Below are 21,886 nucleotides of genomic sequence, written 5' to 3' on the forward strand. Positions count from 1 at the left end.
GTTGAAGAATTTCTAGCAAAAGTGCGAAGCGGTTTTGCGTCGGATAATGCGCTAAAACAAAGAGATAGAGCGGTTCCAGCGACTCCATTCTAACTGGAGCCGCTCGAGATGACGAAAAGCTTGGTGAGTCTTCTCACCGGGCTTGTTTGTATTAATTATTGGCGTCGACGCTGACTTTGAGAAGCTGGATGATCTTCGTCGGGTCCAGCGATGCGGTGGCAACGATGGACGCGAAGGTCACCGGCTGGTCCGGCGATGCGCTGATGGTCAGCGACTTTGGATCATCGAAGAACTTGTCGGATGCGGCCTTGAGCTGCTGGGCAAAATCCGGGTTCTTGAGCTGTGTCGCCATCAGCGGAACCATCATCTTCATCTGCTCGCCGAGCTGCTTGCCATCGGCGCCCTGCTGCTTGCCGTAATAGTCGAGAAGCTTCTGGGTCAGGGTTTCGTTGTCGAAGCGGATCGCCAGGTTCTTGAGGTTCAGCTGTTCTGCCAGACCAAGAATGGCTAGACCGGCAGCATCCTTGTCTGCATCGGCCTTGCTCATGTTTTCCTGTGTCTTCTGGACGGCTTCGAGGAAAGCCAGATCATAGCCACCGAGGCTGCCGGTGATGTTGATCTTGCCGAGTTCCTCGGCCTGAAGTTCCAACTGGTCCAGCGATGTGTCGCCCGACGTTGGCGACCAGGTGCCCTTGGAGTTCAGCGAGCCGTTGAACGTGTTCATGTCGAGCGGTGCAAGCGGGTTCTTGCCGCCCTTTTCAAAGGTCGCGTCGATATTGGCGATGGTCCAGACATAGCCAATCTTCTCGGCCTTGTTGGAGGTGTCGAGCGACAGGTCGAAACCCTTTACCGTGGCGCCATCCGTGCCGGGTGTGCCGAACTGGATTTCGTCGATCTTCAGCTTGTCGTACATGACCATGCTGTCGAGCGGGCCCTTGGCGGTTTCCGACGGAATATGCACGTTCTCCATGGCAAGGCCCTTGATCTCGGCCTTGTCGTTCTTGTCTTCCTCGCCAGCAAAGGCAAGATCGGGCACGGTGACCTGTTCGATGCTGTAGCCGCCGTCCGGCGAATCCTGAACGTTCTGGAGCGTCACGTCGCCGAGGGCAGTCTCTTTTTCGCCCACCGTCGGCAGCTTGATCTTGGTGCCCTGGAGCACGATGTCGGAGCCGTTCGCCTGAACATTGGCGAAGCTCAGTTCGCCGCCCTGTTTCGCATAAAGTGCCTTGATACGCTCGGCGACTGCATTGGCGTCAGCTGCCATGGCTGCGCTGCCGAAAATCAGCGAAAGCGCTGTACCTGCAGCCAAAACACGTACCGCTGGCTTGATATTGACGAATACCTGCATTCGAAGCTCCTGCCTAATCTCTATTATAGCGCGGCATTCATAGGCGGAAATCACTCGCAATAACAACATGATTTCCTCAGCCTGCGATTGCAGCCGGGGAAACTTGCCCCCAATAGCTCTATAGGACACAAATGGCGGCAGGATTGCGACTATTACACACTAATGTACTGGATTGGTTCTCCTGAAGTCTTGCTGGCGAATCGCGCAGTTGGTACTGAGAGACATGGGAAAAAGTCTGATTCCGCCGAATGACGGCGAAGAACACATCGAACGGGTCGATCTCAAATCGGCTCTCGAGGAACGTTACCTCGCTTATGCGCTGTCGACGATCATGCATCGTGCGCTGCCCGACGTGCGCGACGGCTTGAAGCCGGTGCATCGTCGCATCGTGCACGCCATGCGTCTGCTGCGTCTCAATCCCGATCAGGCCTATGCGAAATGCGCGCGTATCGTCGGCGACGTGATGGGTAAGTTCCATCCGCATGGGGATGCCTCGATCTACGATGCGCTGGTGCGTCTGGCGCAGGATTTCGCGGTGCGTTATCCGCTCGTGGATGGACAGGGCAACTTCGGCAATATCGATGGCGATAACGCCGCTGCCATGCGTTATACCGAAGCGCGCATGACGGAAGTGGCGACGCTGCTGCTGGAGGGCATCAACGAAAATGCCATCGATTTCCGTCCGACCTACAATGAAGAGGACGAAGAGCCGATCGTTCTGCCGGGCGCTTTCCCGAACCTGCTTGCAAATGGTTCGGCGGGTATCGCGGTCGGCATGGCGACGAATATACCGCCGCATAATGTTGCAGAGCTTTGCTCGTCGGCGCTCTATCTGATCAATCATCCCGACGCGCCGGTAGAGGAACTCGTCACCTCGCCGGAACAATGGGAAGAATTGAAGCGCGAAGCCGATACCGACCCGGCTGCACTGTTGAAGTGCAAGGTGCGTGGCCCGGATTTCCCGACCGGCGGAATCCTTGTCGAAGAACATGGCAATATCCTAGAAGCCTATCGCACGGGTCGCGGCGCATTTCGTGTGCGCGCCCGCTGGGAGAAGGAAGAGGGCAATCGCGGCACCTGGGTGATCGTCGTCACCGAAATTCCCTATCAGGTTCAGAAATCGCGCCTGATCGAAAAGATTGCCGAGCTGCTGCTGGCAAAGAAGCTGCCATTGCTCGACGACATTCGTGACGAGTCGGCGGAAGACATCCGTATCGTTCTGGAGCCGAAGAACAGGACTGTTGATCCTGAACTGCTGATGGAATCGCTGTTCAAGCTGACCGAGCTGGAAAGCCGCGTTTCACTGAACATGAACGTGCTGTCGCACGGCAAGGTACCGAACGTCCTTTCGTTAGGCAGTGTTCTGCGCGAGTGGCTCGACCACCGCAAGGAAGTACTCGTCCGCCGTTCGCAATTTCGTCTGGCGGAAATCGAAAGACGCCTGGAAATCCTTGGCGGTTTCCTGATCGCTTATCTCAATCTGGATGAGGTGATCCGCATCATCCGCGAGGAGGATGAGCCGAAACAGGACCTGATGCGCACGTTCGAGCTGACCGACGTTCAGGCTGAGTCGATCCTCAATATGCGCCTGCGTTCGTTGCGCAAGCTTGAGGAATTCGAGATCCGGAAAGAGTTCGATGATCTTACCGTCGAGAAGACGGATCTCGAAGGTCTGCTTGCTTCAGGCACACGCCAGTGGAAGAAGATCAGCGCCGAAATCAAGTCGGTGCGTGAAAAATTCGGTCCGAAAACCAAGCTCGGCGCGCGTCGTACGACCTTTGCCGATGCGCCGACCCATGATCTGGAAGACATTCATCAGGCGATGATCGAGCGTGAGCCGGTCACTATCGTGGTTTCGGAAAAGGGATGGCTGCGCGCGATGAAGGGGCATCTGGCCGATTTCTCGACGCTCGCCTTCAAGGAAGGCGACAAGCTCAAGCTCGCTTTCCATGCGGAGACGACGGACAAGCTTCTGTTCTTCACGACGGGAGGCAAGTTCTTCACCATCGGCGCGAACACGCTTCCGGGTGGTCGCGGCCATGGCGAGCCGATCCGCATCCTCGTCGACATGGAAAACGATCAGGATATTCTGACCGCCTTCGTGCACGATCCATCTGCAAAACTGCTGCTCGTCAGCCACGAAGGTAACGGTTTCATTGTTCCGGAAAACGAGGCGGTCGCCAACACCCGTAAGGGCAAGCAGGTGATGAACGTCAAAGCGCCAGACGAGGCAAAGCTTTGCCAGCGCGTTTCCGGTGATCATATCGCTGTCGTGGGCGAGAATCGCAAGATGGTTGTCTTCCCGCTTTCCGACATTCCGGAAATGACCCGCGGCAAGGGAGTGCGCTTGCAAAAATACAAGGATGGCGGTGTATCCGACGTCCGCACCTTTGCAATTGCCGAAGGGCTTTCCTGGCAGGATTCGGCAGAGCGCACCTTCAATCGCAACAAGGAAGAGCTTGTTGAATGGATCGGCGCGCGCGCATCTGCGGGTCGTCTGGTGCCGAAGGGCTTTCCGCGTTCGGGCAAGTTCTAGGCTGATGGATTTATAACGAAAAGGCGGCTTCTGCCGCCTTTTTCTATTTCTAGCCTTCAAACCGTTGCCAGCCGCGAGGACCTAGATGTTCCTGAGGGGTGAAGCGGATTTTATATTGCATTTTGCGTGATCCCTCGACCCAATAGCCGAGATAGACATGCGGCAGACCTGCAGCATGTGCGCGCTGGATATGATCGAGGATCATGTAAGTGCCGAGTGATCGGTTATGCATATGCGGTGAGAAGAACGAATAAACCATCGAGAGGCCGTCGGCCATCACGTCGGTGAGTGCGACGGCGATCAGTTCGCCGTCGCCTTTGGCGCTTATGAAGCTTTCCGGGCCGCGTTTGCGATATTCGATGATCTGCGTGTTTACATGCGTATCCTCGATCATCATCGCATAATCGAGGACGGTCATGTCTGACATGCCGCCCGAACGATGGCGCGCATCGAGATAATCGCGGAAAAGCGCATACTGTTCGGTGCTGGGCTGGGCCTTGTGCACGCGCCCGATCAGATCATTGTTCTGCGTCCAGACGCGGCGCATGTTGCGCGTCATCTTGAACTCTCCGGCAAGGATGCGAACGGATATACAGGCTCTGCACAATTCGCAGGCCGGGCGATAGGCGATGTTCTGGGAACGGCGGAAACCGCCTTGGGTCAGAAGATCGTTGATCTCGTTCGCTTTGTCGCCGACCAGATGCGTAAAGACTTTTCGCTCCATCTGACCCTCAAGATAAGGACAAGGCGACGGAGCTGTCAGAAAAAACTGCGGAGACTGTTGCGGTTGATGGGTCATTCAATATCCACGAAATGGCAATACCGAAACCATCACGATACTGTCTCTAAGGATTGAGCCGGTGGCACAAAACGTCAATAGGCATTTTGCGCAACCGGCTCTGAATTTTTTTGATCTGAAAATTGGAATCGATTTTCGGTAAGCAGATGCGTCGATTCAATTCTATACGTTTATCGATCCGAACGGATCACAGCCGTGCCGAGCAGAAGGTCGTGCACCGTGCGCTTGCGGTCGAGAACCAGCGAAGCAAGGAGGATTAGTGGTGTCAAAACCACATTGAGACCCCAGAACAGGACCGTGTGAACGATGGCGAGCATCGAATCGACCGTGCCGCCTTCAAGTCGCACCAGCTTGATGTTCATCATCTGCATGCCTTTGGTGGCCTGCTGCGGTCCGCCCAATGTGCGGGCTATATAAAACAGCGCCACCATTGGAAACATGATGCCGTAGAGCATCCAGCCGAGGCTGAGCGTGATGATGCCAAGGATTGCAATGACGATTGCTGCCGGGATGCAGAGCAGAAAGACAATCAGGTAATCGATAAGAAAAGCCATGATGCGGCGCGTTCGCACGCCTTCAAAGAATGCGCGGCTTTCATAACGCGGGCCCATGATTTCGCCGTGCAGAATATGGTCGGACATTTTTCCTTCCAGTCGTTTCAAGGAAGCGTCCGGGGAATGAGACAACCGGCGCTGTCCCGCTATCTCAGCGGAACAGTCATCAACATGGGAACCAAAACCGGCGGTTTCAAGGAAATTTGAAGATTTCCTGCGGAAAGGACTTGCCGTTTAACCCTGTTGCTTAAGCTTTTCAGCCACTTCAATTGCGAAGTAAGTAAGAATTCCGTCACAGCCGGCGCGCTTGAACGCCATAAGGCTCTCCATCATCACCTTTTCTTCGTCAATCCAGCCATTGATCCCGGCGGCCTTGATCATCGCGTATTCGCCCGACACCTGATAGGCATAGGTGGGAAGGCGGAATTCGCTTTTCAGGCGATGGATGATGTCGAGATAAGGCAGTCCAGGCTTGACCATCAGCATATCTGCGCCTTCGGCAATATCCTGCTCGGCTTCGCGCACGGCTTCTTCCGGATTGGCTGGATTGAGATAATAGGTCTTCTTGTCGCCTTTGAGCAGTCCCTGCGTGCCGATGGCATCGCGATATGGACCATAAAAGGCCGAAGCGAATTTGGTGGCATAGGACATGATCGGCAGATGGCAGAACCCATGCTCGTCCAACGCCTGACGCACAGCACCAACGCGACCGTCCATCATATCGGAAGGTGCAATGATATCCGCACCGGCTTCAGCTTGCGAAAGCGCACCGCGAACCACCATGGCGACCGATTCGTCGTTGACGATCTCGCCGTTCCGCAAAATGCCGTCATGGCCGTGTGTGGTGAAGGGATCGAGCGCCGCATCGGTTATGATGCCGATTTCCGGCACTTCCTTCTTGATTGCGCGCACGGCGCGATTGATCAGATTGTCCGGGCTTGCGACAAAAGCACCGTCTTCGGTTTTCACTTCCAGCTTTTCACGCGGGAAGGGGGCAATGGCGGGAATGCCGAGCCTGGCGGCTTTTTCCGCCATGCGAACGGCCATGTCGACCGAATAGCGTTCGACGCCGGGCATTGCTTCCACGGGTTCTGCTACACCGGTTCCATAAGTCAGGAAGAACGGCAGGATGAGATCATCAACCGTCAGCCTGGTTTCCTGCACCAGCCTACGCGACCAGTCGGCCTTACGCATACGGCGCAGACGTCTGCTGCCGGTGACGTCATCGACATGCTGGCTGATATTGGCGGGCAGATATTTGGACTGGCGGTCGGTCATGAATTTATTCCCGAGAATTGATGCCTTGGAATATGAAGTCTCAAGGCTGGTATCGGATGCGCACCGTTTATCATGGGAAAAGTGATGAAACCAAGAACATTGACCTGTGCAGGATTGACGCGGGGCATCTCACTTTCTACCCATTTGATGGAACGGGAGATACGACATGCAGATTGACTTCGGCGGTGGCAGCGAAATCAGCTTTGAACGCAAGGGAAAAGCGGGGCTTGTGAAGCTTACGCGGACCGAGGCCCTCAATGCGCTCACGCATAATATGATTCTGGCGCTGGATCGCGCATTGCAGGCCTGGGAAGATGATCCTGAAGTGGCCTGTGTGATTCTCGAAGGTGAAGGGCGCGCATTTTGCGCGGGCGGGGACGTGGTTGCCGCCTACAAGGCCGGTCGGGCCGGAACACCTGCCTACGAATTCTTCCGCGACGAATACCGCCTCAATGCGCGCATTGGCCGTTTTCCAAAACCCTATATCTCGCTGATCAACGGGATCGTCATGGGCGGTGGTGCGGGCATTTCCGTTCACGGTTCGCACCGCATCGTGACGGAAAACACCATGTTCGCCATGCCGGAAACGGGCATCGGCTTTTTCCCGGACGTTGGCGGCAGCGCTTTCCTGCCGCACCTTCACGACAATTTCGGATATTATCTGGCGCTGACCGGCAACCGAATCCGCTGGGGCGACTGTCTGCAGAGCGGGATTGCGACACATGCCGTCGCCGCAAGTGATCTGCAGGATGTGCGGGATGACATCATCGCAACCGCCGACATTGATGCAGCTCTGACACGCAGCCAGTATCCCGATTTTGAAACCGCAGTTGAAACGCGCCAGATCATTGCGGAATGCTTTTCCGGCGCAACGCTTGCAGACTGCATGGGTGCCCTGGAAAAAGAAGCCGAAGCAGGCACCAAGGCTGCAATGGACATCGTGAAGGTGATCGCCACGCGTTCACCAACCAGTGTCGCGGTGACTTTCCGCCAGATTGCCGATGGCCGTCCGCTCGATCTCGATGATTGCATGCGGATGGAATACCGCATTGCCAACCGGATGCTGGAGGCGCACGACTTCTATGAAGGCGTTCGTGCATTGCTCATAGACAAGGACGGTGCGCCGAACTGGAAACCTGCAACGCTCGATGAAGTGAAGGCTGAACAGGTGGATGTCTATTTTGCTAATCTGGGTGACAAGGAACTGACCTTGTGGTGAGGATCGGCTGATGCATATGAACGAACTGCGCCAGCATACCCAGCCGAGCGGAACCGAATGGGCCTTCACATGGTTCGTTCGGATACTCGCCCTTGTGGCGCTGGCAAGTGGTGTTTTCTACTGGATCAGGCTGATCGGTATTCAACCGGGACTTCTATGGCGTTTCGATCTGATGCCGTGGCCTTGGCAGACTGCGGTTGTGGCTCTGGCCGTTCTGATGCCTGTTGCCGCGACAGGTCTGTGGATGCGCGCACCGTGGGGGCCTGTGCTCTGGTTCGTCGCGGCCCTCGGCGAAATTGCCATTTATTCCGTTTTTTCGCGGCATTTCGAATACAAGCCGCTAACGGTTGGGTTCAACGCAGCCTGCATCGTCATTTTCATTGCTTTTCGTATTTTACTCTTCATCGAAAAGAGACGTCAGGCTCGTGCGAGCCTGCCGATTTAGATTTTAAAGCGTTTGCGTACCCTGGTAGCGGGCGAAGGGCTTCGTTATCTGGCCTTCGAAAAGCAGGACATCATAGGTATCGGCTTTGCTACCCGGCATTTCCATGCCCGGCGATCCAATCGGCATGCCGGGTGCAGTCAGCCCCGTTGCCTGCGGACGTTCGGCGAGCAGTCGCTTGACCGCACCGGCTGGAACATGCCCCTCGATGACATATCCATCCACTACCGCTGTGTGGCAAGAGGCAAGACTGGCGCCAACGCCATACTTTGCCTTTACGGTGTCCATCGCTTCCTCGACTTTAACCGTCACATTGAAGCCAGCAGCTTTCATGTGTTCAGCCCAGCCCTCGCAACAGCCGCAGTAAGGATCTTTATACATGGTCATTTGCGGAGCGGCGGTAACCGGTTCAGCGTGAGCGAAACTTACAAAGCCGGTAAAGCTTAACATCCCGCCGACCACAAAATACCGTGCAAGACGAAGCGCCATGGTCCCTCCAATGGATTGTTGATGGCTAGTATTTAGCCGCTATCCAGACACTTCTCAAATGACGAAAGTTTAATGTAGCTGGCCTTTCGAACGCCCGGAAAACCGGGATTCTTGCGTTGTAACAATGTATCCGGGCGCGGTCCCGTGAATGACGCGGAGTAAGCAAACATTAAGCCTGAATGGTCAATCTCTCCGGTAAGTTACTGTTAAGGCTGACTTTTAAGTCGAATTTTATGCATCTCCCCTAAATTCCTCTCAAGACACGGTGAGAAACAATACACCGCATAAAACAGGACAGAGAGCTGCATCATGGTTTCATGGAATGCGGCTCCGACAGAGAGGCAAAAGAAATGATCAACGCACAGCGCAAGACGGACCTATCCGCTCCGCTCATGACACCGGAAACTGCACTTCGTTCACTCTATCTGGAAGCACTCCAGCTGGTAGAACGCTTGCATCGTCGCCTGCTTGACGTCGTCAAGGACGAGTTCGACCGCAATGGCCAGAGCGATATCAATGCGACGCAGGCGCTTCTGCTCTTCAACATCGGCAATTCTGAACTTACCGCCGGTGAACTACGCTCGCGCGGTTACTATCTTGGTTCGAACGTTTCGTACAATCTGAAGAAGCTTGTCGAAATGGGCTTCATTCATCATCAGCGCTCGCGCGTCGACCGTCGTTCGGTACGCGTCAGCCTGACGGACAAGGGCAATGCGATCGCTGATCAGGTGGCTTCGCTCTACGAACGCCATATCTCCTCGATCGAACAGGTTGGCGGCATTCAGGTTGAAGAATTCACGGCGATGAACAAGTCGCTGCAACGTCTCGACCGCTTCTGGAACGACAGCATCGCCTATCGGCTCTAAATAAACCGAAGGCTGTTGACTGACTGCTTTGTTGCAGAACTGTCACAACGGGCTGCCATTGAGAAGAATAAGGCGCTGTGAAGCTCTCAATCGTAAGGCGCATGGCTTGAAATTCCGGCCATGCGACATGATTAAGCCATAAAAAACTACATAAGCGTTGTAGAACGGGCACGGGCAAGATTGTGCCACCTTCAGTCAGGAATGGGCTCGCAATCGAACTTCGGATGAGCGAGCAGCTTTGCATCGCCTGCAGTCCGGATATCGCTTTGTTGAGCTATTGCTGATATTCTCTGGGAAGATCCCGCGCGAGCGGTTAGCCATTTGGGACTAAACAAAATGACCAAGACCGCCAGACCAGCCGATACTTTAAGAGTAGACCGCCGCGGTTTCCTGCGCGGCGCGGCAGCCGCCGGCCTTTCCGTGGCAGCCTCCGCCATGGGTTCCGCGGCTTACGCTCAGCAAGCTTTGACCGACGTTATAGCAGCGCCACGCCGCGGCAACTGGGCTGACCAGTTCGACGCCCGCGCAACGGGTGGCCAGCGTGTTGCAACCAATCAGCCGGTTTTGAGCCCGCAGACGGTTGGCAATCTCCAGACGGCTATCGCCCAATATACCGACATTGCCGGTCGCGGTGGCTGGCCAAGCGTTCCGGGTAATACAAAACTCCAGATTGGTGTTACTGATCCGTCCGTGCAGGCACTGCGCAAGCGCCTTATGATTTCTGGCGACCTGCCGCAAGAAGCCGGGCTTTCCAGTTCTTTTGACACCTATGTCGATGCTGCCGTGAAGCGCTTCCAGTCCCGTCATGGTCTGCCGGCCGACGGTGTCATGGGGCAGTTCACCTATGCGGCCATGAACGTGGATGCGAATACGCGTCTTGGCCAGCTCCAGACCAATCTGCAGCGTCTCTCGCCTCTCGCCAATCAGGGTCTGCAGGAACAGCGTTTCGTGATGGTCAACATCCCGGCTGCGCGTATCGAGGCCGTCGAAGGCGGCAGCGTCATGCAGCGCCATACGGCAGTTGTCGGCAAGATCGACCGCCAGACGCCGATCCTCAATTCGAAGATTCACGAAGTCATTCTCAATCCTTACTGGACGGCGCCAAAGTCGATCATCCAGAAGGATATCATTCCGCTGATGCGGAAGGACCCGCAATATCTGGCGAAGAACAAGATCCGTCTCTACGACCAGTCCGGTCAGGAAGTGGTGCCGGAAAGCATCGACTGGAATACGGACGATGCGGTGAAGCTGATGTTCCGTCAGGATCCGGGCAAGATCAACGCCATGTCCTCGACCAAGATCAACTTCCACAATCAGCACGCCGTTTACATGCACGACACGCCGCAAAAGAGCTATTTCAACAAGCTCATGCGTTTCGACTCGTCGGGCTGTGTCCGCGTCCAGAACGTTCGCGATCTCGATGTGTGGCTGTTGAAGAACACCGCAGGCTGGGATCGTCAGAACATAGAAAGCACGATCAAGTCGGGCACGAACACGCCGATCCAGCTCGCTGATCCGGTTCCGCTACACTTTGTCTACATTACTGCGTGGTCTACCGGCGACGGCGTGGTGCAGTTCCGCGACGACATCTACAAGATGGATGGCGCAACTGAACTCGCTCTTGGCACCGACACCTGATTCTCATCTTGAGGCTGAGTTTCCAAAGCCGTCCGGACCCGTTCCGGGCGGCTTTTCAGTTGTAAGGCATTTATCAAATCGGTTTGCCGCATTTTGGAATAAGCTTTTCGCTTTGCGGCCATTGGCCTTGTGCGTTCAAGTGTGATAATGCGCCTCATCCATATAGCTTTTACCGGCTAACCCGGAGGGTGTGAAACATGTCTCAAGCCAACGCCGCCGCCAAGAACGCGTCTTCCGACGTTTTCTTCAATGCAAGCCTCGAGGACATCGATTCCGAGATTTTCGGAGCAATCCGCAATGAACTTGGTCGTCAGCGCCATGAAATCGAGCTGATTGCCTCGGAAAACATCGTTTCGCGCGCTGTTCTCGAAGCGCAGGGTTCCATCCTCACCAACAAATATGCGGAAGGCTATCCGGGCAAGCGCTATTATGGCGGCTGCCAGTATGTCGACGTTGTTGAAGAGCTGGCCATCGAACGCGCCAAGAAGCTCTTCGGAGCCGAATTTGCCAACGTTCAGCCGAACTCGGGCAGCCAGATGAACCAGGCCGTGTTCCTTGCACTGCTTCAGCCGGGCGACACGTTCATGGGCCTCGACCTCAATTCAGGCGGCCACCTGACGCACGGTTCGCCGGTCAACATGTCCGGCAAGTGGTTCAATGTCGTGTCCTATGGCGTCCGCAAGGACGACCATCTGCTCGATATGGATGAAGTTGCCCGCCTCGCACGCGAGAACAAGCCGAAACTCATTCTCGCAGGCGGTACCGCTTACTCGCGCGTCTGGGACTGGAAGCGCTTCCGCGAGATCGCCGACGAAGTCGGTGCGTATCTCATGGTCGACATGGCGCATATTGCCGGTCTCGTTGCCGGCGGTGTTCATCCTTCGCCGGTTCCGCATGCGCATGTCTGCACCACGACGACGCACAAGTCGCTTCGCGGTCCACGCGGCGGCATGATCCTCACCAATGACGCCGACATTGCCAAGAAGATTAATTCGGCTGTGTTCCCGGGTCTTCAGGGCGGTCCGCTGATGCATGTCATCGCCGGTAAGGCTGTTGCTTTTGCCGAAGCGCTGAAGCCGGAGTTCAAGCTTTATGCCAAGAACGTCATTGATAATGCACGCGCGCTGGCCGAAGAACTGAAGTCCAATGGCCTCGACATCGTCTCGGGCGGCACTGATAACCATCTGATGCTGGTTGATCTGCGTCCGAAGAACGCAACCGGCAAGCGTGCAGAGGCTGCTCTCGGTCGCGCCAATATCACCTGCAACAAGAACGGTATTCCGTTTGACCCTGAAAAGCCGTTTGTTACATCCGGCGTCCGCCTCGGCACGCCTGCTGGTACGACCCGAGGTTTCGGCGTTACGGAATTCAAGGAAATCGGTTCGCTGATTGCAGAAGTTCTTGATGGTCTCAAGGTTGCCAATTCTGACGAAGGCAATGCCGCTGTCGAACGGGCCGTGAAGGAAAAGGTCATGGCCTTGACCGACCGTTTCCCGATGTATGGCTACCAGGGCTAAGCCTGCCTCCATGATTGAGATGAAGCCCCGTTCAACTCTGTTGAGCGGGGCTTTTTCATTGTCGCATCTGGTAGGTAGCTTATCGCTTATGGGCTATGATCGCCGGGAATCGGTTGACGATGACAAAGCTCTTGAGTTTTCGGCGGGGGTGTCCCCACATATGAGCTGTTCGTCGCCAGTGCAAAATTGCAAGTATTGAAGCTGCCGATATTGAAATTGAAAGTGTTCCATGCGTTGTCCCTATTGCCAGTCTGAAGATACGCAAGTGAAGGATTCCCGTCCGGCGGAAGATGGTGCCGTCATTCGTCGGCGTCGTGTCTGTTCGGTGTGCGGAGGTCGTTTCACGACCTTTGAGCGCGTACAGTTGCGTGACCTGATGGTCGTGAAGAAAAGCGGGCGTCGGGTTCCTTTCGATCGCGACAAGCTCACGCGATCCATCGAAGTCGCGCTGCGCAAGCGCGATGTCGATAATGACCGGGTTGAGCGCGCGATTTCCGGCATTGTCCGCCAGCTTGAAAGTTCGGGCGAGGCGGAGGTGACATCCGACGAAATCGGGCGGCTGGCCATGGATGCGCTGAAAGGCATCGACGACATTGCTTATATCCGCTTCGCATCGGTCTATCGCAATTTCAGCAAGGCCGTCGATTTCCACAATGTCATCGACGAACTGACGGTTGCTGAAACTGAGGAAGATCTGGACTCTTAGACATGAGTGGCAGCAAGTTTCCGCCTTCGAATGCAACTGCGGATGACGTCCGCTTCATGGAAGCGACGATACGTTATGCACGGCGTCACAAGGGGCTGACGGGAACCAATCCGTCCGTCGGCACGATCATCGTCAAGGATGGCGTCATCGTCGGACGTGGCGTGACTGCAATTGGCGGCAGGCCCCATGCCGAGCCGCAGGCGCTTGCAGACGCGGGAGAAGCGGCGCGTGGCGCGACGGCTTATGTGACGCTGGAACCTTGCGCGCATCACGGACGCACGCCGCCTTGCGCGGAAGCGCTGGTGCGGGCGGGGGTGGCGCGCGTCGTGGTTGCCGCGACCGATCCGGACGAACGGGTCAGCGGAAAAGGATTTGCCATCCTGCGCGAGGCAGGGATTGAGGTTGTGCCAGGCATTCTCGCCAAACGTGCTGCTGATGATCTTGCGGGCTATCTGAATCGATCCGCGAAGAAGCGCCCGGAAGTGATTCTGAAACTTGCACTTTCCGCCGATGGCATGATCGGTCGTCGGGGCGAGGGACAGGTTGCAATAACGGGGGCGATTGCGCGTGCTCAGTCGCATATCCTGCGGGCCCAGACGGATATTATCCTGATCGGCATCGAAACCGCACTGGTCGACGATCCGGTGTTGAACTGCCGCCTGCCGGGGCTGGAACAGCGTTCGCCTGTTCGAGTGGTGCTAGACAGCGGATTGCGCTTGCAGCTTTCCTCGAAGCTTGTGCGGACCGCTGATGCCCAACCCTTGTGGATCGCCTGTGGTGAAGAAGCGCCGCTGGAGCGGCGCTACGAGTTGCAGGCAGCCGGTTGCCGGATTCTCGCGACCGAAGCTTATGATTGCCGCATCGCTCTGCCCGAACTGATGGACGATCTCGCTGCGCAGGGCATTTCCTCGGTTCTCGTTGAAGGCGGAGCAGGTGTTGCGAAGAGCTTTCTGGACGAGGGGCTGGTGGACCGGCTTGCCATCTTCCGTTCGCCGGTCGAAATCGGCTCAGAACTTGGGGTTGCCGTGGACGGACTCGAAACCCATATCGCAGACAAGTTCAAAATCATGAGGCGTGCTCGCTATGGCGACGATGCCTATGCGGAATATGTAAGTGCTGAATGTAAAAGCGTCAGGTCGTAGCAAAAATGGTGGTTTTCGAGTGCCGGAGCGCAGTGTACTTAAATACATGATCACCAGAAGCGCAGGAAACCGCTATTTGTGAGCCAAGACATGGCGACTATTGATCAGGCACGAAGGAGACTTGATGTTTACAGGTATTATTACCGATATCGGCAAGGTTGACCGGATCAAGCCGCTGAATGAAGGCGTTCTTCTGCGTATCGAAACCGCTTATGATCCTGAGACGATCGAGCTTGGTGCGTCGATTGCCTGTTCAGGCGTGTGCCTGACGGTGGTGGCGCTGCCAGAAAAAGGCACGAATGCCCGCTGGTTCGAGGTGGAGGCATGGGAAGAAGCGCTGCGCCTGACTACAATCTCCAAATGGCAGAGCGGGCGGAACATCAATCTGGAGCGTTCGCTGAAACTTGGCGACGAAATGGGCGGTCATCTCGTTTCCGGCCATGTAGATGGACAGGCTGAAATCGTCGAGCGCAGGGAGGAAGGCGATGCAGTGCGCTTCACCCTGCGTGCGCCGGAAGAACTCACACCGTTTATCGCCCAGAAGGGTTCGGTCGCTCTCGATGGAACTTCGCTAACGGTAAATGGCGTCAATAGTAACGAGTTCGATGTGCTCCTGATCCGCCACTCGCTTGAAGTCACGACCTGGGGCGACCGGAAACCAGGCGACAAGGTAAATATCGAGATCGACCAGCTGGCACGTTACGCAGCAAGGCTTGCGCAATATCAGAAATAGGCTTACAGCCTAAATTCCCAGGCTGTAAAAGCATATCCCGATTTTAAGCGTTGACCGCAATTGTTGCGGTCCGCAAAATTTGTCATGGAGTCTCTCATGTCCAAGCACGAGGCGCATGCGCCGCATTTGCTTATTGTCGAAGCGCGTTTCTACGATGATCTCGCCGACGCGCTTCTGGATGGCGCAAAGGCAGCCTTGGATGAGGCAGGGGCATCCTATGACGTGGTTACGGTGCCTGGCGCGCTGGAAGTTCCGGCGGTCATTTCTTTCGCGCTCGATGGCGAAGACAATGGCGGCAAGGAATATGATGGCTTCGTCGCGCTTGGCACAGTTATCCGTGGCGAAACCTATCATTTCGATATCGTGTCCAATGAATCCTGCCGCGCGCTTACCGATCTTGCCGTCGAGGAAAGCATTGCTATCGGCAATGGCATTTTGACGGTCGAGAATGAAGAGCAGGCATGGGTACGCGCCCGCCGTGAAGACAAGGACAAGGGCGGTTTTGCCGCCCGTGCCGCGCTGACCATGATCGACCTGCGCAAGAAGTTCGGAGTCTGATCATTATGAATTCTTCTACCGAAGGCCGCCCAACCCCCAATCTCCCACGCACGGCGAACAAGCGCGGCGTTGCCCGTCTTGCTGCAGTCCAGGCGCTTTATCAGATGGATGTTGCCGGGACAGGTGTTCTGGAAGTGGTGGCTGAGTACGAAGCTTTCCGTCTCGGCAAGGAAGTGGATGGCACGCAGTATCTCGATGCCGATCCGCAATGGTTCCGCGCAATCGTGGCCGGTGTCGTCGATGAACAGCTGAAACTCGATCCGATGATCCATCAGGCGTTGACGGAAGACTGGCCGCTGTCGCGTCTCGATTCGACGTTGCGCGCCATTCTCCGCGCTGGCGCCTGGGAATTGCAGACGCGCAAAGACGTGCCGACAGCTGTCATCGTGTCAGAGTATGTTGATATCGCCAAGGCTTTCTACACGGAAGAAGAGCCGAAACTGGTCAATGCCGTGCTTGATCGCTTGGCATTTGTCATTCGTGGCGAGAGCCGCGGTGTGAAGCCGCGCTGATCCGGCTTCCCTGACAATAATGATGAAAGAAGGGTTGTGAGAAATCGCAGCCCTTCTTTCATTGTGCGCTGACAAAGAACGACTTGACGTTTGTTAAACCGTTTCGCATGTTGGGTATGCGGCATTGAGAATGCTGAAATGCAAGGAATCGCGCCAATGGGTTGATTCCAAGGCGTAAGTTCCAGACGTGAATATACCGAAGAAGCCAGGTATCTTGTATTGGCTTCAGGCACTTCCATGCCGCTCAATCGGGTCCGGGGAGGGGTTTTCGGGCCTATCCTGCGCATGTGCCTGCCGACAATCGCGGTTCGCGGTCTGACGGTAGCCGGCGCGAGCTTAATGGGAGTTGGCCTTTATGCAAATGGGAGTGGCAGTCTTAGTTCTCGTCATTGCCTGCGGTTTGGTTTCCGTTCTTTTCGCCATTTGGGCGATCCGTTCGGTTCTTGCAGCCGATCAGGGGACGCAGCGCATGCAGGAAATTGCTGAAGCCATCCGCGAGGGTGCTTCAGCCTATCTCACAAGACAATATTCGACGATTGCCATCGTTGGCGTCGTGGTCTTTCTGGCAGCCTGGTATCTGTTGTCGCTCAGTGCAGCAATCGGCTTTCTGATTGGTGCAGTTCTTTCAGGTGTCACCGGCTTTATCGGAATGCACGTTTCTGTTCGCGCTAATGTGCGCACCGCTCAGGCAGCTTCGCTTAGCCTGGCAGGAGGGCTTGAACTAGCATTCAAGTCAGGAGCCATTACCGGACTTCTGGTAGCAGGGCTCGCGCTGCTCGGCGTGTCTGTCTATTATTTCGTTCTCACTGTCTGGCTTGGTTATTCACCTTCCGACCGCACGGTTATCGATGCGCTGGTATCGCTCGGCTTCGGCGCTTCGCTGATCTCGATCTTCGCGCGTCTTGGCGGTGGCATTTTTACCAAGGGTGCAGATGTCGGCGGCGATCTCGTCGGCAAGGTCGAGGCAGGTATTCCAGAGGATGATCCGCGCAACCCTGCGACCATTGCGGATAATGTCGGTGACAATGTTGGCGATTGTGCAGGCATGGCTGCCGACCTTTTCGAAACCTATGCGGTGACAGTTGTTGCCACCATGGTTCTCGGTGCGATCTTTTTCAATGGGTCGGACGTTCTATCCAGCGTCATGCTTTATCCGTTGATGATCTGTGGCGCCTGCGTCATCACGTCAATCGTGGGCACTTTTTTCGTCAAGCTCGGTGTCAATGGCTCCATAATGGGCGCGCTTTACAAGGGGCTGATCGCCACAGGACTGCTTTCCATTGTCGGTCTTGCGGTCGCCAATACACTCACTATTGGCTGGGGCGAGATCGGAACAGTCGCCGGAAAAAGCATTACCGGCACCAATCTCTTCATTTGCGGACTGATCGGTCTGATCGTTACTGGTCTGATCGTTGTGATCACAGAATACTATACCGGCACCAACAAGCGTCCGGTTAATTCCATTGCGCAAGCTTCGGTCACAGGGCATGGCACAAACGTCATTCAGGGGTTGGCGGTTTCTCTGGAATCGACAGCATTGCCGGCAATCGTGATTGTTGGCGGCATTATTTCGACCTACCAGCTCGCCGGTCTGTTCGGTACGGCAATCGCTGTCACTGCCATGCTCGGTATTGCAGGGATGATCGTGGCGCTCGATGCCTTCGGTCCGGTTACGGATAATGCGGGTGGCATTGCGGAAATGGCAGGTCTCGACCCCGAGGTCCGCAAAGCCACTGATGCGCTCGATGCCGTTGGCAATACGACCAAGGCTGTTACCAAGGGCTATGCCATCGGTTCGGCAGGCCTTGGCGCGCTGGTTCTGTTCGCGGCCTATTCCAACGATCTGGCCTACTTTGCCGCTAACGGACAGACCTATCCTTACTTCGCCGATATGGGGCCGGTTTCATTTGATCTCTCCAACCCTTATGTGGTTGCGGGGCTGATCTTTGGTGGCCTGATCCCGTATCTGTTCGGTGGCATGGCGATGACTGCCGTGGGCCGGGCCGGGGGCGCGGTCGTGCAGGAAGTGCGCCGCCAGTTCCGCGAAAAGCCGGGCATCATGACCGGTAAGGAACGCCCGGATTATGCCCGCGCGGTCGATCTTCTGACCAGGGCGGCCATTCGCGAAATGATCATCCCGTCGCTCCTGCCTGTGCTGGCGCCGATTGTGGTCTATTTCGGCGTGCTGCTTATCTCAGGGTCGAAGGCTGCAGCCTTCGCAGCGCTCGGCGCATCGCTTCTCGGCGTTATCGTCAACGGCCTCTTCGTGGCAATTTCCATGACGTCCGGTGGTGGCGCATGGGACAATGCCAAGAAGAGCTTTGAGGATGGGTTTACCGATGCCGATGGCGTGAAGCACCTTAAAGGGTCGGAAGCGCATAAAGCATCGGTGACTGGCGATACGGTTGGTGATCCCTATAAGGATACAGCCGGTCCAGCTGTCAATCCGGCGATCAAGATCACCAACATCGTGGCCCTGCTGCTCCTGGCTGTGCTGGCGCATATGTCTTGACGTAATGAACGGAGGAAAAAGAAAACCCGCCGTTAAGGCGGGTTTTCTTTTTGTCGGTATCTGACAGGATCAGTTGTTGGCGCCGCCTGCAGCGCCCGGCAACGAGGTCGGGGCCTTGGAAACGCCCTGAATGATCTGACCGAGGAAGGTCTGATCCTTGCCGCCTGTCGGCGTGGTGCGCGACACGAAGTCGAACAGCTTGCCGTCCTTCAGGCCGTAATTGGCGATATGCTCGACCTTGCCGTCCTTGTCGAAATAGATGGCAAGGATCTGCCGTTCGATGATCTTCGGCTTCATGAACTGCGCGGCGCGATAACGCTTCTGCGAAATGTAATAGAACACTTCATTGTCGAAGGTCGCGGTGGTGGACGGCGTACCGAGCGCCAGAAGCACCTGCTCGCGGCTGGAGCCGACAGGAACCGAATCAAGTGCATCCTGATCGAGCACGTAACCCTCAGTCAGCGTTTCTGACGGATTGAGCGTGGACGCAGTGTTACATCCGGCAAGAGCCACTGAGACGAGAATTGCCGTGCCTGCGAGAAGAGCACGCTGCTGGCGTACGCTTGGAAAAATTCGCTGCAACAAAGACCTCTCCATACATTCTAAATCAGCGCGGCACTTTCGCCGTCGGGAGAACTTCGGTAAACCACCTTGCTTATTTATGCAACTGGAACGGTCGTACGGACATGATTCTCCAACTATTCCGCCGCAAATCCAAAGCGAACGAGGCAATTATGCTTCGCGTTTACGAGGTGATCGTGGCGGCGGCGCGGCAAAAACGGTTTTATGCACAATTTCTAGTGCCTGATACGCCGCTTGGCCGCTATGAAATGCTTTCGCTGCATATTTTCCTCGCCCTGCATCGGATGAGGGGAGAACATAAGGCGCTTGCTGATCTGGCGCAGGAAATTGCGGACGAGTTTTTCAAGGACGTCGACCATTCGCTGCGCGAACTCGGCATTGGAGATCAGGGCGTGCCTAAGCGAATGAAGAAGCTTGCACGCATGTTCTACGGTCGCGTTGCAGCTTATGGCGAGGCTCTGGACGCAAATGATACGGACGCCTTGGCTGCCGCGCTGACGCGAAATATCCGCCCGGACCTCGAATTCTGGCCGCATGCCCACCATTTAAGTGAATATGTTCTGGGATGCCGCAACCGACTGCAAAAAATTGCAGACGATACTTTGGCGGCTGGCGACATTTCCTATATGGATGCAGATCAAATGGACTTTGCGCCAAAAAACAATACTGAAAAGGCCAATGAGAATGACTGATAAACCGGCGCTCACCTATCCTGTTCCGGTTCTTCACCTGCCACAAAAGGGCGTAACGGTGAAAATCGGCACGGATGAGAAAGAGCGTGCAGCGCTCGCGGCAGACCATGGACTTGAGGCCGTGAACGCCTTTGCTGCGGAGTTTTTGATTACACCTTGGAAAAAGGACGGTATTCGGGTGCGCGGTCGCATTGATGCGGAAATCGTTCAGTCCTGCGTCGTGACGCTGGAGCCAATGGCCAATAGCATCTCCGAAGAGGTCGACACCATCTTTGTGCCGGAAAATTCGCGGCTTGCAAGGATTCAGCTTGATGAAAGCGGAGAAATGCTGCTCGATGCCGAAGGTGCGGACATTCCGGAAGTTTTTGCTGGTGACAAGATAGATATTGGCGCGATTGCGGAGGAATTCTTCGATCTTGCTATCGATCCTTATCCCCGCAAGCCGGGCCTTCCGGACGAGAGTGAGCCGAAGGTTTTCGGGGACGACGACGGCCATGAGAAGCCCGTTTCGCCGTTTGCGAAGCTTTCTGAATGGCAAAAGAAGCCGTAATTCACAGTGGGTTTGATAGAATTTGGTTGTGCGGAAACGCAAAAACACTATTTTCGCCGAAAACCTGTCTGCTGCAAAAGCAGGTCAGGGACAGGGATCGCACAGGAATAATCAAGAGTGATCAAAATTTCGATTGACGCGATGGGCGGTGATTTTGGCCCTGAAGTGGTCATCCCCGGCGCAGCGAAAGCACTTGAGCGCCATCCTGATATCCGCTTCATATTCTTCGGTCTCCCTGCACAGGTGGAGCCGGTGCTGGCACGTTATCCGAAGCTGCAAGCCGCATCCGAGTTCCGCGCGAGCGAGGTTGCCATCAGCATGGATGACAAGCCGAGCCAGGCGCTGCGCGCTGGTCGTGGTAAATCGTCCATGTGGCAGGCTATCGAGGCGGTGAAGACCGGCGACGCTCAGGCATGTATTTCCGCCGGTAATACCGGCGCATTGATGGCCATGTCCAAATTTTGCCTGCGCATGATGTCGGACGTCGAGCGCCCGGCGATTGCGGGCATCTGGCCGACACTGCGTGGTGAAAGTATCGTGCTTGACGTTGGAGCCACTATTGGCGCCGATGCGCGTCAGCTCGTCGATTACGCCGTTATGGGGGCTGGTATGGCGCGGGCCCTGTTCGAGGTGCGCAAACCGACCGTCGGGCTCCTGAATGTCGGCACGGAAGAGGTAAAGGGTCTCGACGAGATCAAGGAAGCGGGCCAGATTTTGCGCGACACACCGCTCGACGGACTTGCCTATTCCGGTTTTGTTGAAGGCAACGATATCGGCAAGGGTACGGTAGACGTCGTCGTGACAGAAGGTTTTACCGGCAATATCGCGCTCAAGGCTGCGGAAGGTACAGCCCGCCAGATGGGTGAACTGCTACGTCAGGCTATGCGCCGCACGCTGCTTGCCAAGATCGGTTATGTTTTCGCCAAGGGTGCGTTCGACCGTCTGCGCGAAAAGATGGATCCAAATAAGGTCAATGGCGGCGTCTTCCTCGGTCTCAGTGGAATCGTCATCAAAAGCCATGGTAGCGCAAATGCAGAAGGCTTCTGCTCGGCAGTGGAAGTCGGCTATGACATGGTGAGAAATCGCCTTCTGGAAAAGATCGAGGCCGATCTGGCGCATTTCCACCACAGTCATCCGCATGTATCGAATGATGGTGGCGAGGCTGCGAAGGCATAATTCCGACGAAGTCGTCCGGAAGACCGAATTGGATAAA

The 21,886-nt window shown here is 55.7% G+C and carries 21 protein-coding genes; 15 read left to right on the plus strand and 6 right to left on the minus strand.

The features are described 5' to 3' along the window. Positions 1–151 precede the first annotated feature (151 nt). Entirely contained in the window at positions 152–1,348 is a 1,197-nt protein-coding gene (locus tag AAE521_RS10110) for a hypothetical protein (protein WP_071631372.1), read from the minus strand. A gap of 223 nt (positions 1,349–1,571) precedes the next feature. Here AAE521_RS10110 and AAE521_RS10115 point away from each other — a divergent pair, with 223 nt between their 5' ends. Beyond that, entirely contained in the window at positions 1,572–3,884 is a 2,313-nt protein-coding gene (locus AAE521_RS10115) for a DNA topoisomerase IV subunit A (protein ID WP_071631371.1), read from the plus strand. Positions 3,885–3,933: 49 nt separating this feature from the next. On the opposite strand, the gene AAE521_RS10120 is transcribed toward AAE521_RS10115, so the two are convergent. The 3 genes from AAE521_RS10120 to hemB form a co-directional block, all read right to left on the minus strand. Then, positions 3,934–4,683, minus strand: a complete 750-nt coding sequence (locus AAE521_RS10120; RefSeq protein WP_071631853.1) for an arginyltransferase — start codon at positions 4,681–4,683, stop codon at positions 3,934–3,936. A gap of 170 nt (positions 4,684–4,853) precedes the next feature. Next, entirely contained in the window at positions 4,854–5,324 is a 471-nt protein-coding gene (locus tag AAE521_RS10125) for an RDD family protein (RefSeq protein ID WP_071631852.1), read from the minus strand. A gap of 147 nt (positions 5,325–5,471) precedes the next feature. Beyond that, positions 5,472–6,515 (minus strand): porphobilinogen synthase, encoded by a 1,044-nt coding sequence (hemB, locus tag AAE521_RS10130; RefSeq protein ID WP_071631851.1) that lies wholly within the window; start codon positions 6,513–6,515, stop codon positions 5,472–5,474. A gap of 166 nt (positions 6,516–6,681) precedes the next feature. Here hemB and AAE521_RS10135 point away from each other — a divergent pair, with 166 nt between their 5' ends. Both AAE521_RS10135 and AAE521_RS10140 read left to right on the plus strand, forming a co-directional pair. Next, complete coding sequence (locus tag AAE521_RS10135) at positions 6,682–7,734, plus strand: enoyl-CoA hydratase/isomerase family protein (RefSeq protein WP_342061245.1); 1,053 nt, start codon at positions 6,682–6,684, stop codon at positions 7,732–7,734. Between the two features lie 10 nt (positions 7,735–7,744). Continuing rightward, entirely contained in the window at positions 7,745–8,179 is a 435-nt protein-coding gene (locus AAE521_RS10140; protein WP_342061246.1) for a DUF6163 family protein, read from the plus strand. 3 nt (positions 8,180–8,182) lie between these two features. Here AAE521_RS10140 and AAE521_RS10145 read toward each other — a convergent pair whose 3' ends face one another. Further along, positions 8,183–8,665, minus strand: coding sequence for a DUF411 domain-containing protein (locus tag AAE521_RS10145; RefSeq protein WP_342061247.1), 483 nt, complete (start codon positions 8,663–8,665; stop codon positions 8,183–8,185). A gap of 350 nt (positions 8,666–9,015) precedes the next feature. Here AAE521_RS10145 and ldtR point away from each other — a divergent pair, with 350 nt between their 5' ends. The 9 genes from ldtR (at position 9,016) to AAE521_RS10190 (ending at position 18,849) form a co-directional block, all read left to right on the plus strand. Beyond that, positions 9,016–9,531 (plus strand): transcriptional regulator LdtR, encoded by a 516-nt coding sequence (gene ldtR / locus AAE521_RS10150; protein ID WP_071631848.1) that lies wholly within the window; start codon positions 9,016–9,018, stop codon positions 9,529–9,531. Positions 9,532–9,867: 336 nt separating this feature from the next. After that, complete coding sequence (locus AAE521_RS10155; protein WP_342061248.1) at positions 9,868–11,169, plus strand: L,D-transpeptidase family protein; 1,302 nt, start codon at positions 9,868–9,870, stop codon at positions 11,167–11,169. 197 nt (positions 11,170–11,366) lie between these two features. Then, positions 11,367–12,686 carry a serine hydroxymethyltransferase gene (gene glyA / locus AAE521_RS10160; RefSeq protein WP_342061249.1) on the plus strand — a complete coding sequence of 440 codons (1,320 nt, stop codon included), beginning with the start codon at positions 11,367–11,369 and terminating at the stop codon, positions 12,684–12,686. Positions 12,687–12,915: 229 nt separating this feature from the next. Beyond that, on the plus strand, positions 12,916–13,392 hold the full coding sequence (gene nrdR / locus AAE521_RS10165; RefSeq protein ID WP_071631844.1) for a transcriptional regulator NrdR: 477 nt from the start codon (positions 12,916–12,918) through the stop codon (positions 13,390–13,392). Positions 13,393–13,394: 2 nt separating this feature from the next. Further along, positions 13,395–14,534 carry a bifunctional diaminohydroxyphosphoribosylaminopyrimidine deaminase/5-amino-6-(5-phosphoribosylamino)uracil reductase RibD gene (gene ribD, locus AAE521_RS10170; RefSeq protein WP_342061250.1) on the plus strand — a complete coding sequence of 380 codons (1,140 nt, stop codon included), beginning with the start codon at positions 13,395–13,397 and terminating at the stop codon, positions 14,532–14,534. 124 nt (positions 14,535–14,658) lie between these two features. Beyond that, positions 14,659–15,267: a riboflavin synthase gene (locus tag AAE521_RS10175; protein ID WP_084094173.1), complete on the plus strand. Its 609-nt coding sequence runs from the start codon at positions 14,659–14,661 to the stop codon at positions 15,265–15,267. A 96-nt stretch (positions 15,268–15,363) separates the two neighbouring features. Beyond that, positions 15,364–15,825 (plus strand): 6,7-dimethyl-8-ribityllumazine synthase, encoded by a 462-nt coding sequence (locus AAE521_RS10180; protein ID WP_071631842.1) that lies wholly within the window; start codon positions 15,364–15,366, stop codon positions 15,823–15,825. Positions 15,826–15,830: 5 nt separating this feature from the next. Next, positions 15,831–16,337: a transcription antitermination factor NusB gene (gene nusB, locus AAE521_RS10185; protein ID WP_342061251.1), complete on the plus strand. Its 507-nt coding sequence runs from the start codon at positions 15,831–15,833 to the stop codon at positions 16,335–16,337. 355 nt (positions 16,338–16,692) lie between these two features. After that, complete coding sequence (locus AAE521_RS10190; protein WP_071631841.1) at positions 16,693–18,849, plus strand: sodium-translocating pyrophosphatase; 2,157 nt, start codon at positions 16,693–16,695, stop codon at positions 18,847–18,849. A 69-nt stretch (positions 18,850–18,918) separates the two neighbouring features. Here AAE521_RS10190 and AAE521_RS10195 read toward each other — a convergent pair whose 3' ends face one another. Continuing rightward, on the minus strand, positions 18,919–19,434 hold the full coding sequence (locus AAE521_RS10195) for an outer membrane protein assembly factor BamE (RefSeq protein WP_071631840.1): 516 nt from the start codon (positions 19,432–19,434) through the stop codon (positions 18,919–18,921). Between the two features lie 101 nt (positions 19,435–19,535). On the opposite strand from AAE521_RS10195, the gene AAE521_RS10200 reads away from it, so the two are divergent. From AAE521_RS10200 to plsX, 3 genes are all read left to right on the plus strand, one after another. Continuing rightward, the gene (locus AAE521_RS10200; RefSeq protein WP_071631839.1) at positions 19,536–20,123 is read left to right on the plus strand and encodes a ubiquinol-cytochrome C chaperone family protein; all 588 of its coding nucleotides are present in this window, start codon (positions 19,536–19,538) and stop codon (positions 20,121–20,123) included. After that, entirely contained in the window at positions 20,116–20,673 is a 558-nt protein-coding gene (locus AAE521_RS10205; RefSeq protein ID WP_071631838.1) for a YceD family protein, read from the plus strand. The genes AAE521_RS10200 and AAE521_RS10205 overlap by 8 nt, the downstream gene beginning before the upstream one ends. Before the next feature lie 117 nt (positions 20,674–20,790). Then, complete coding sequence (gene plsX, locus AAE521_RS10210; protein ID WP_071631837.1) at positions 20,791–21,849, plus strand: phosphate acyltransferase PlsX; 1,059 nt, start codon at positions 20,791–20,793, stop codon at positions 21,847–21,849. Positions 21,850–21,886: the final 37 nt, after the last annotated feature.

It is taken from the genome of Brucella cytisi (assembly GCF_038433355.1).
Lineage (GTDB): Bacteria > Pseudomonadota > Alphaproteobacteria > Rhizobiales > Rhizobiaceae > Brucella > Brucella cytisi.

Coding starts and splice junctions, on each gene's coding strand:
- AAE521_RS10110 (WP_071631372.1), bottom strand. CDS start 1,348: ATGCAGGTATTCGTCAATATCAAGCCAGCGGTACGTGTTTTGGCTGCA.
- AAE521_RS10115 (WP_071631371.1), top strand. CDS start 1,572: ATGGGAAAAAGTCTGATTCCGCCGAATGACGGCGAAGAACACATCGAA.
- AAE521_RS10120 (WP_071631853.1), bottom strand. CDS start 4,683: ATGACCCATCAACCGCAACAGTCTCCGCAGTTTTTTCTGACAGCTCCG.
- AAE521_RS10125 (WP_071631852.1), bottom strand. CDS start 5,324: ATGTCCGACCATATTCTGCACGGCGAAATCATGGGCCCGCGTTATGAA.
- hemB (WP_071631851.1), bottom strand. CDS start 6,515: ATGACCGACCGCCAGTCCAAATATCTGCCCGCCAATATCAGCCAGCAT.
- AAE521_RS10135 (WP_342061245.1), top strand. CDS start 6,682: ATGCAGATTGACTTCGGCGGTGGCAGCGAAATCAGCTTTGAACGCAAG.
- AAE521_RS10140 (WP_342061246.1), top strand. CDS start 7,745: ATGCATATGAACGAACTGCGCCAGCATACCCAGCCGAGCGGAACCGAA.
- AAE521_RS10145 (WP_342061247.1), bottom strand. CDS start 8,665: ATGGCGCTTCGTCTTGCACGGTATTTTGTGGTCGGCGGGATGTTAAGC.
- ldtR (WP_071631848.1), top strand. CDS start 9,016: ATGATCAACGCACAGCGCAAGACGGACCTATCCGCTCCGCTCATGACA.
- AAE521_RS10155 (WP_342061248.1), top strand. CDS start 9,868: ATGACCAAGACCGCCAGACCAGCCGATACTTTAAGAGTAGACCGCCGC.
- glyA (WP_342061249.1), top strand. CDS start 11,367: ATGTCTCAAGCCAACGCCGCCGCCAAGAACGCGTCTTCCGACGTTTTC.
- nrdR (WP_071631844.1), top strand. CDS start 12,916: ATGCGTTGTCCCTATTGCCAGTCTGAAGATACGCAAGTGAAGGATTCC.
- ribD (WP_342061250.1), top strand. CDS start 13,395: ATGAGTGGCAGCAAGTTTCCGCCTTCGAATGCAACTGCGGATGACGTC.
- AAE521_RS10175 (WP_084094173.1), top strand. CDS start 14,659: ATGTTTACAGGTATTATTACCGATATCGGCAAGGTTGACCGGATCAAG.
- AAE521_RS10180 (WP_071631842.1), top strand. CDS start 15,364: ATGTCCAAGCACGAGGCGCATGCGCCGCATTTGCTTATTGTCGAAGCG.
- nusB (WP_342061251.1), top strand. CDS start 15,831: ATGAATTCTTCTACCGAAGGCCGCCCAACCCCCAATCTCCCACGCACG.
- AAE521_RS10190 (WP_071631841.1), top strand. CDS start 16,693: ATGCAAATGGGAGTGGCAGTCTTAGTTCTCGTCATTGCCTGCGGTTTG.
- AAE521_RS10200 (WP_071631839.1), top strand. CDS start 19,536: ATGATTCTCCAACTATTCCGCCGCAAATCCAAAGCGAACGAGGCAATT.
- AAE521_RS10205 (WP_071631838.1), top strand. CDS start 20,116: ATGACTGATAAACCGGCGCTCACCTATCCTGTTCCGGTTCTTCACCTG.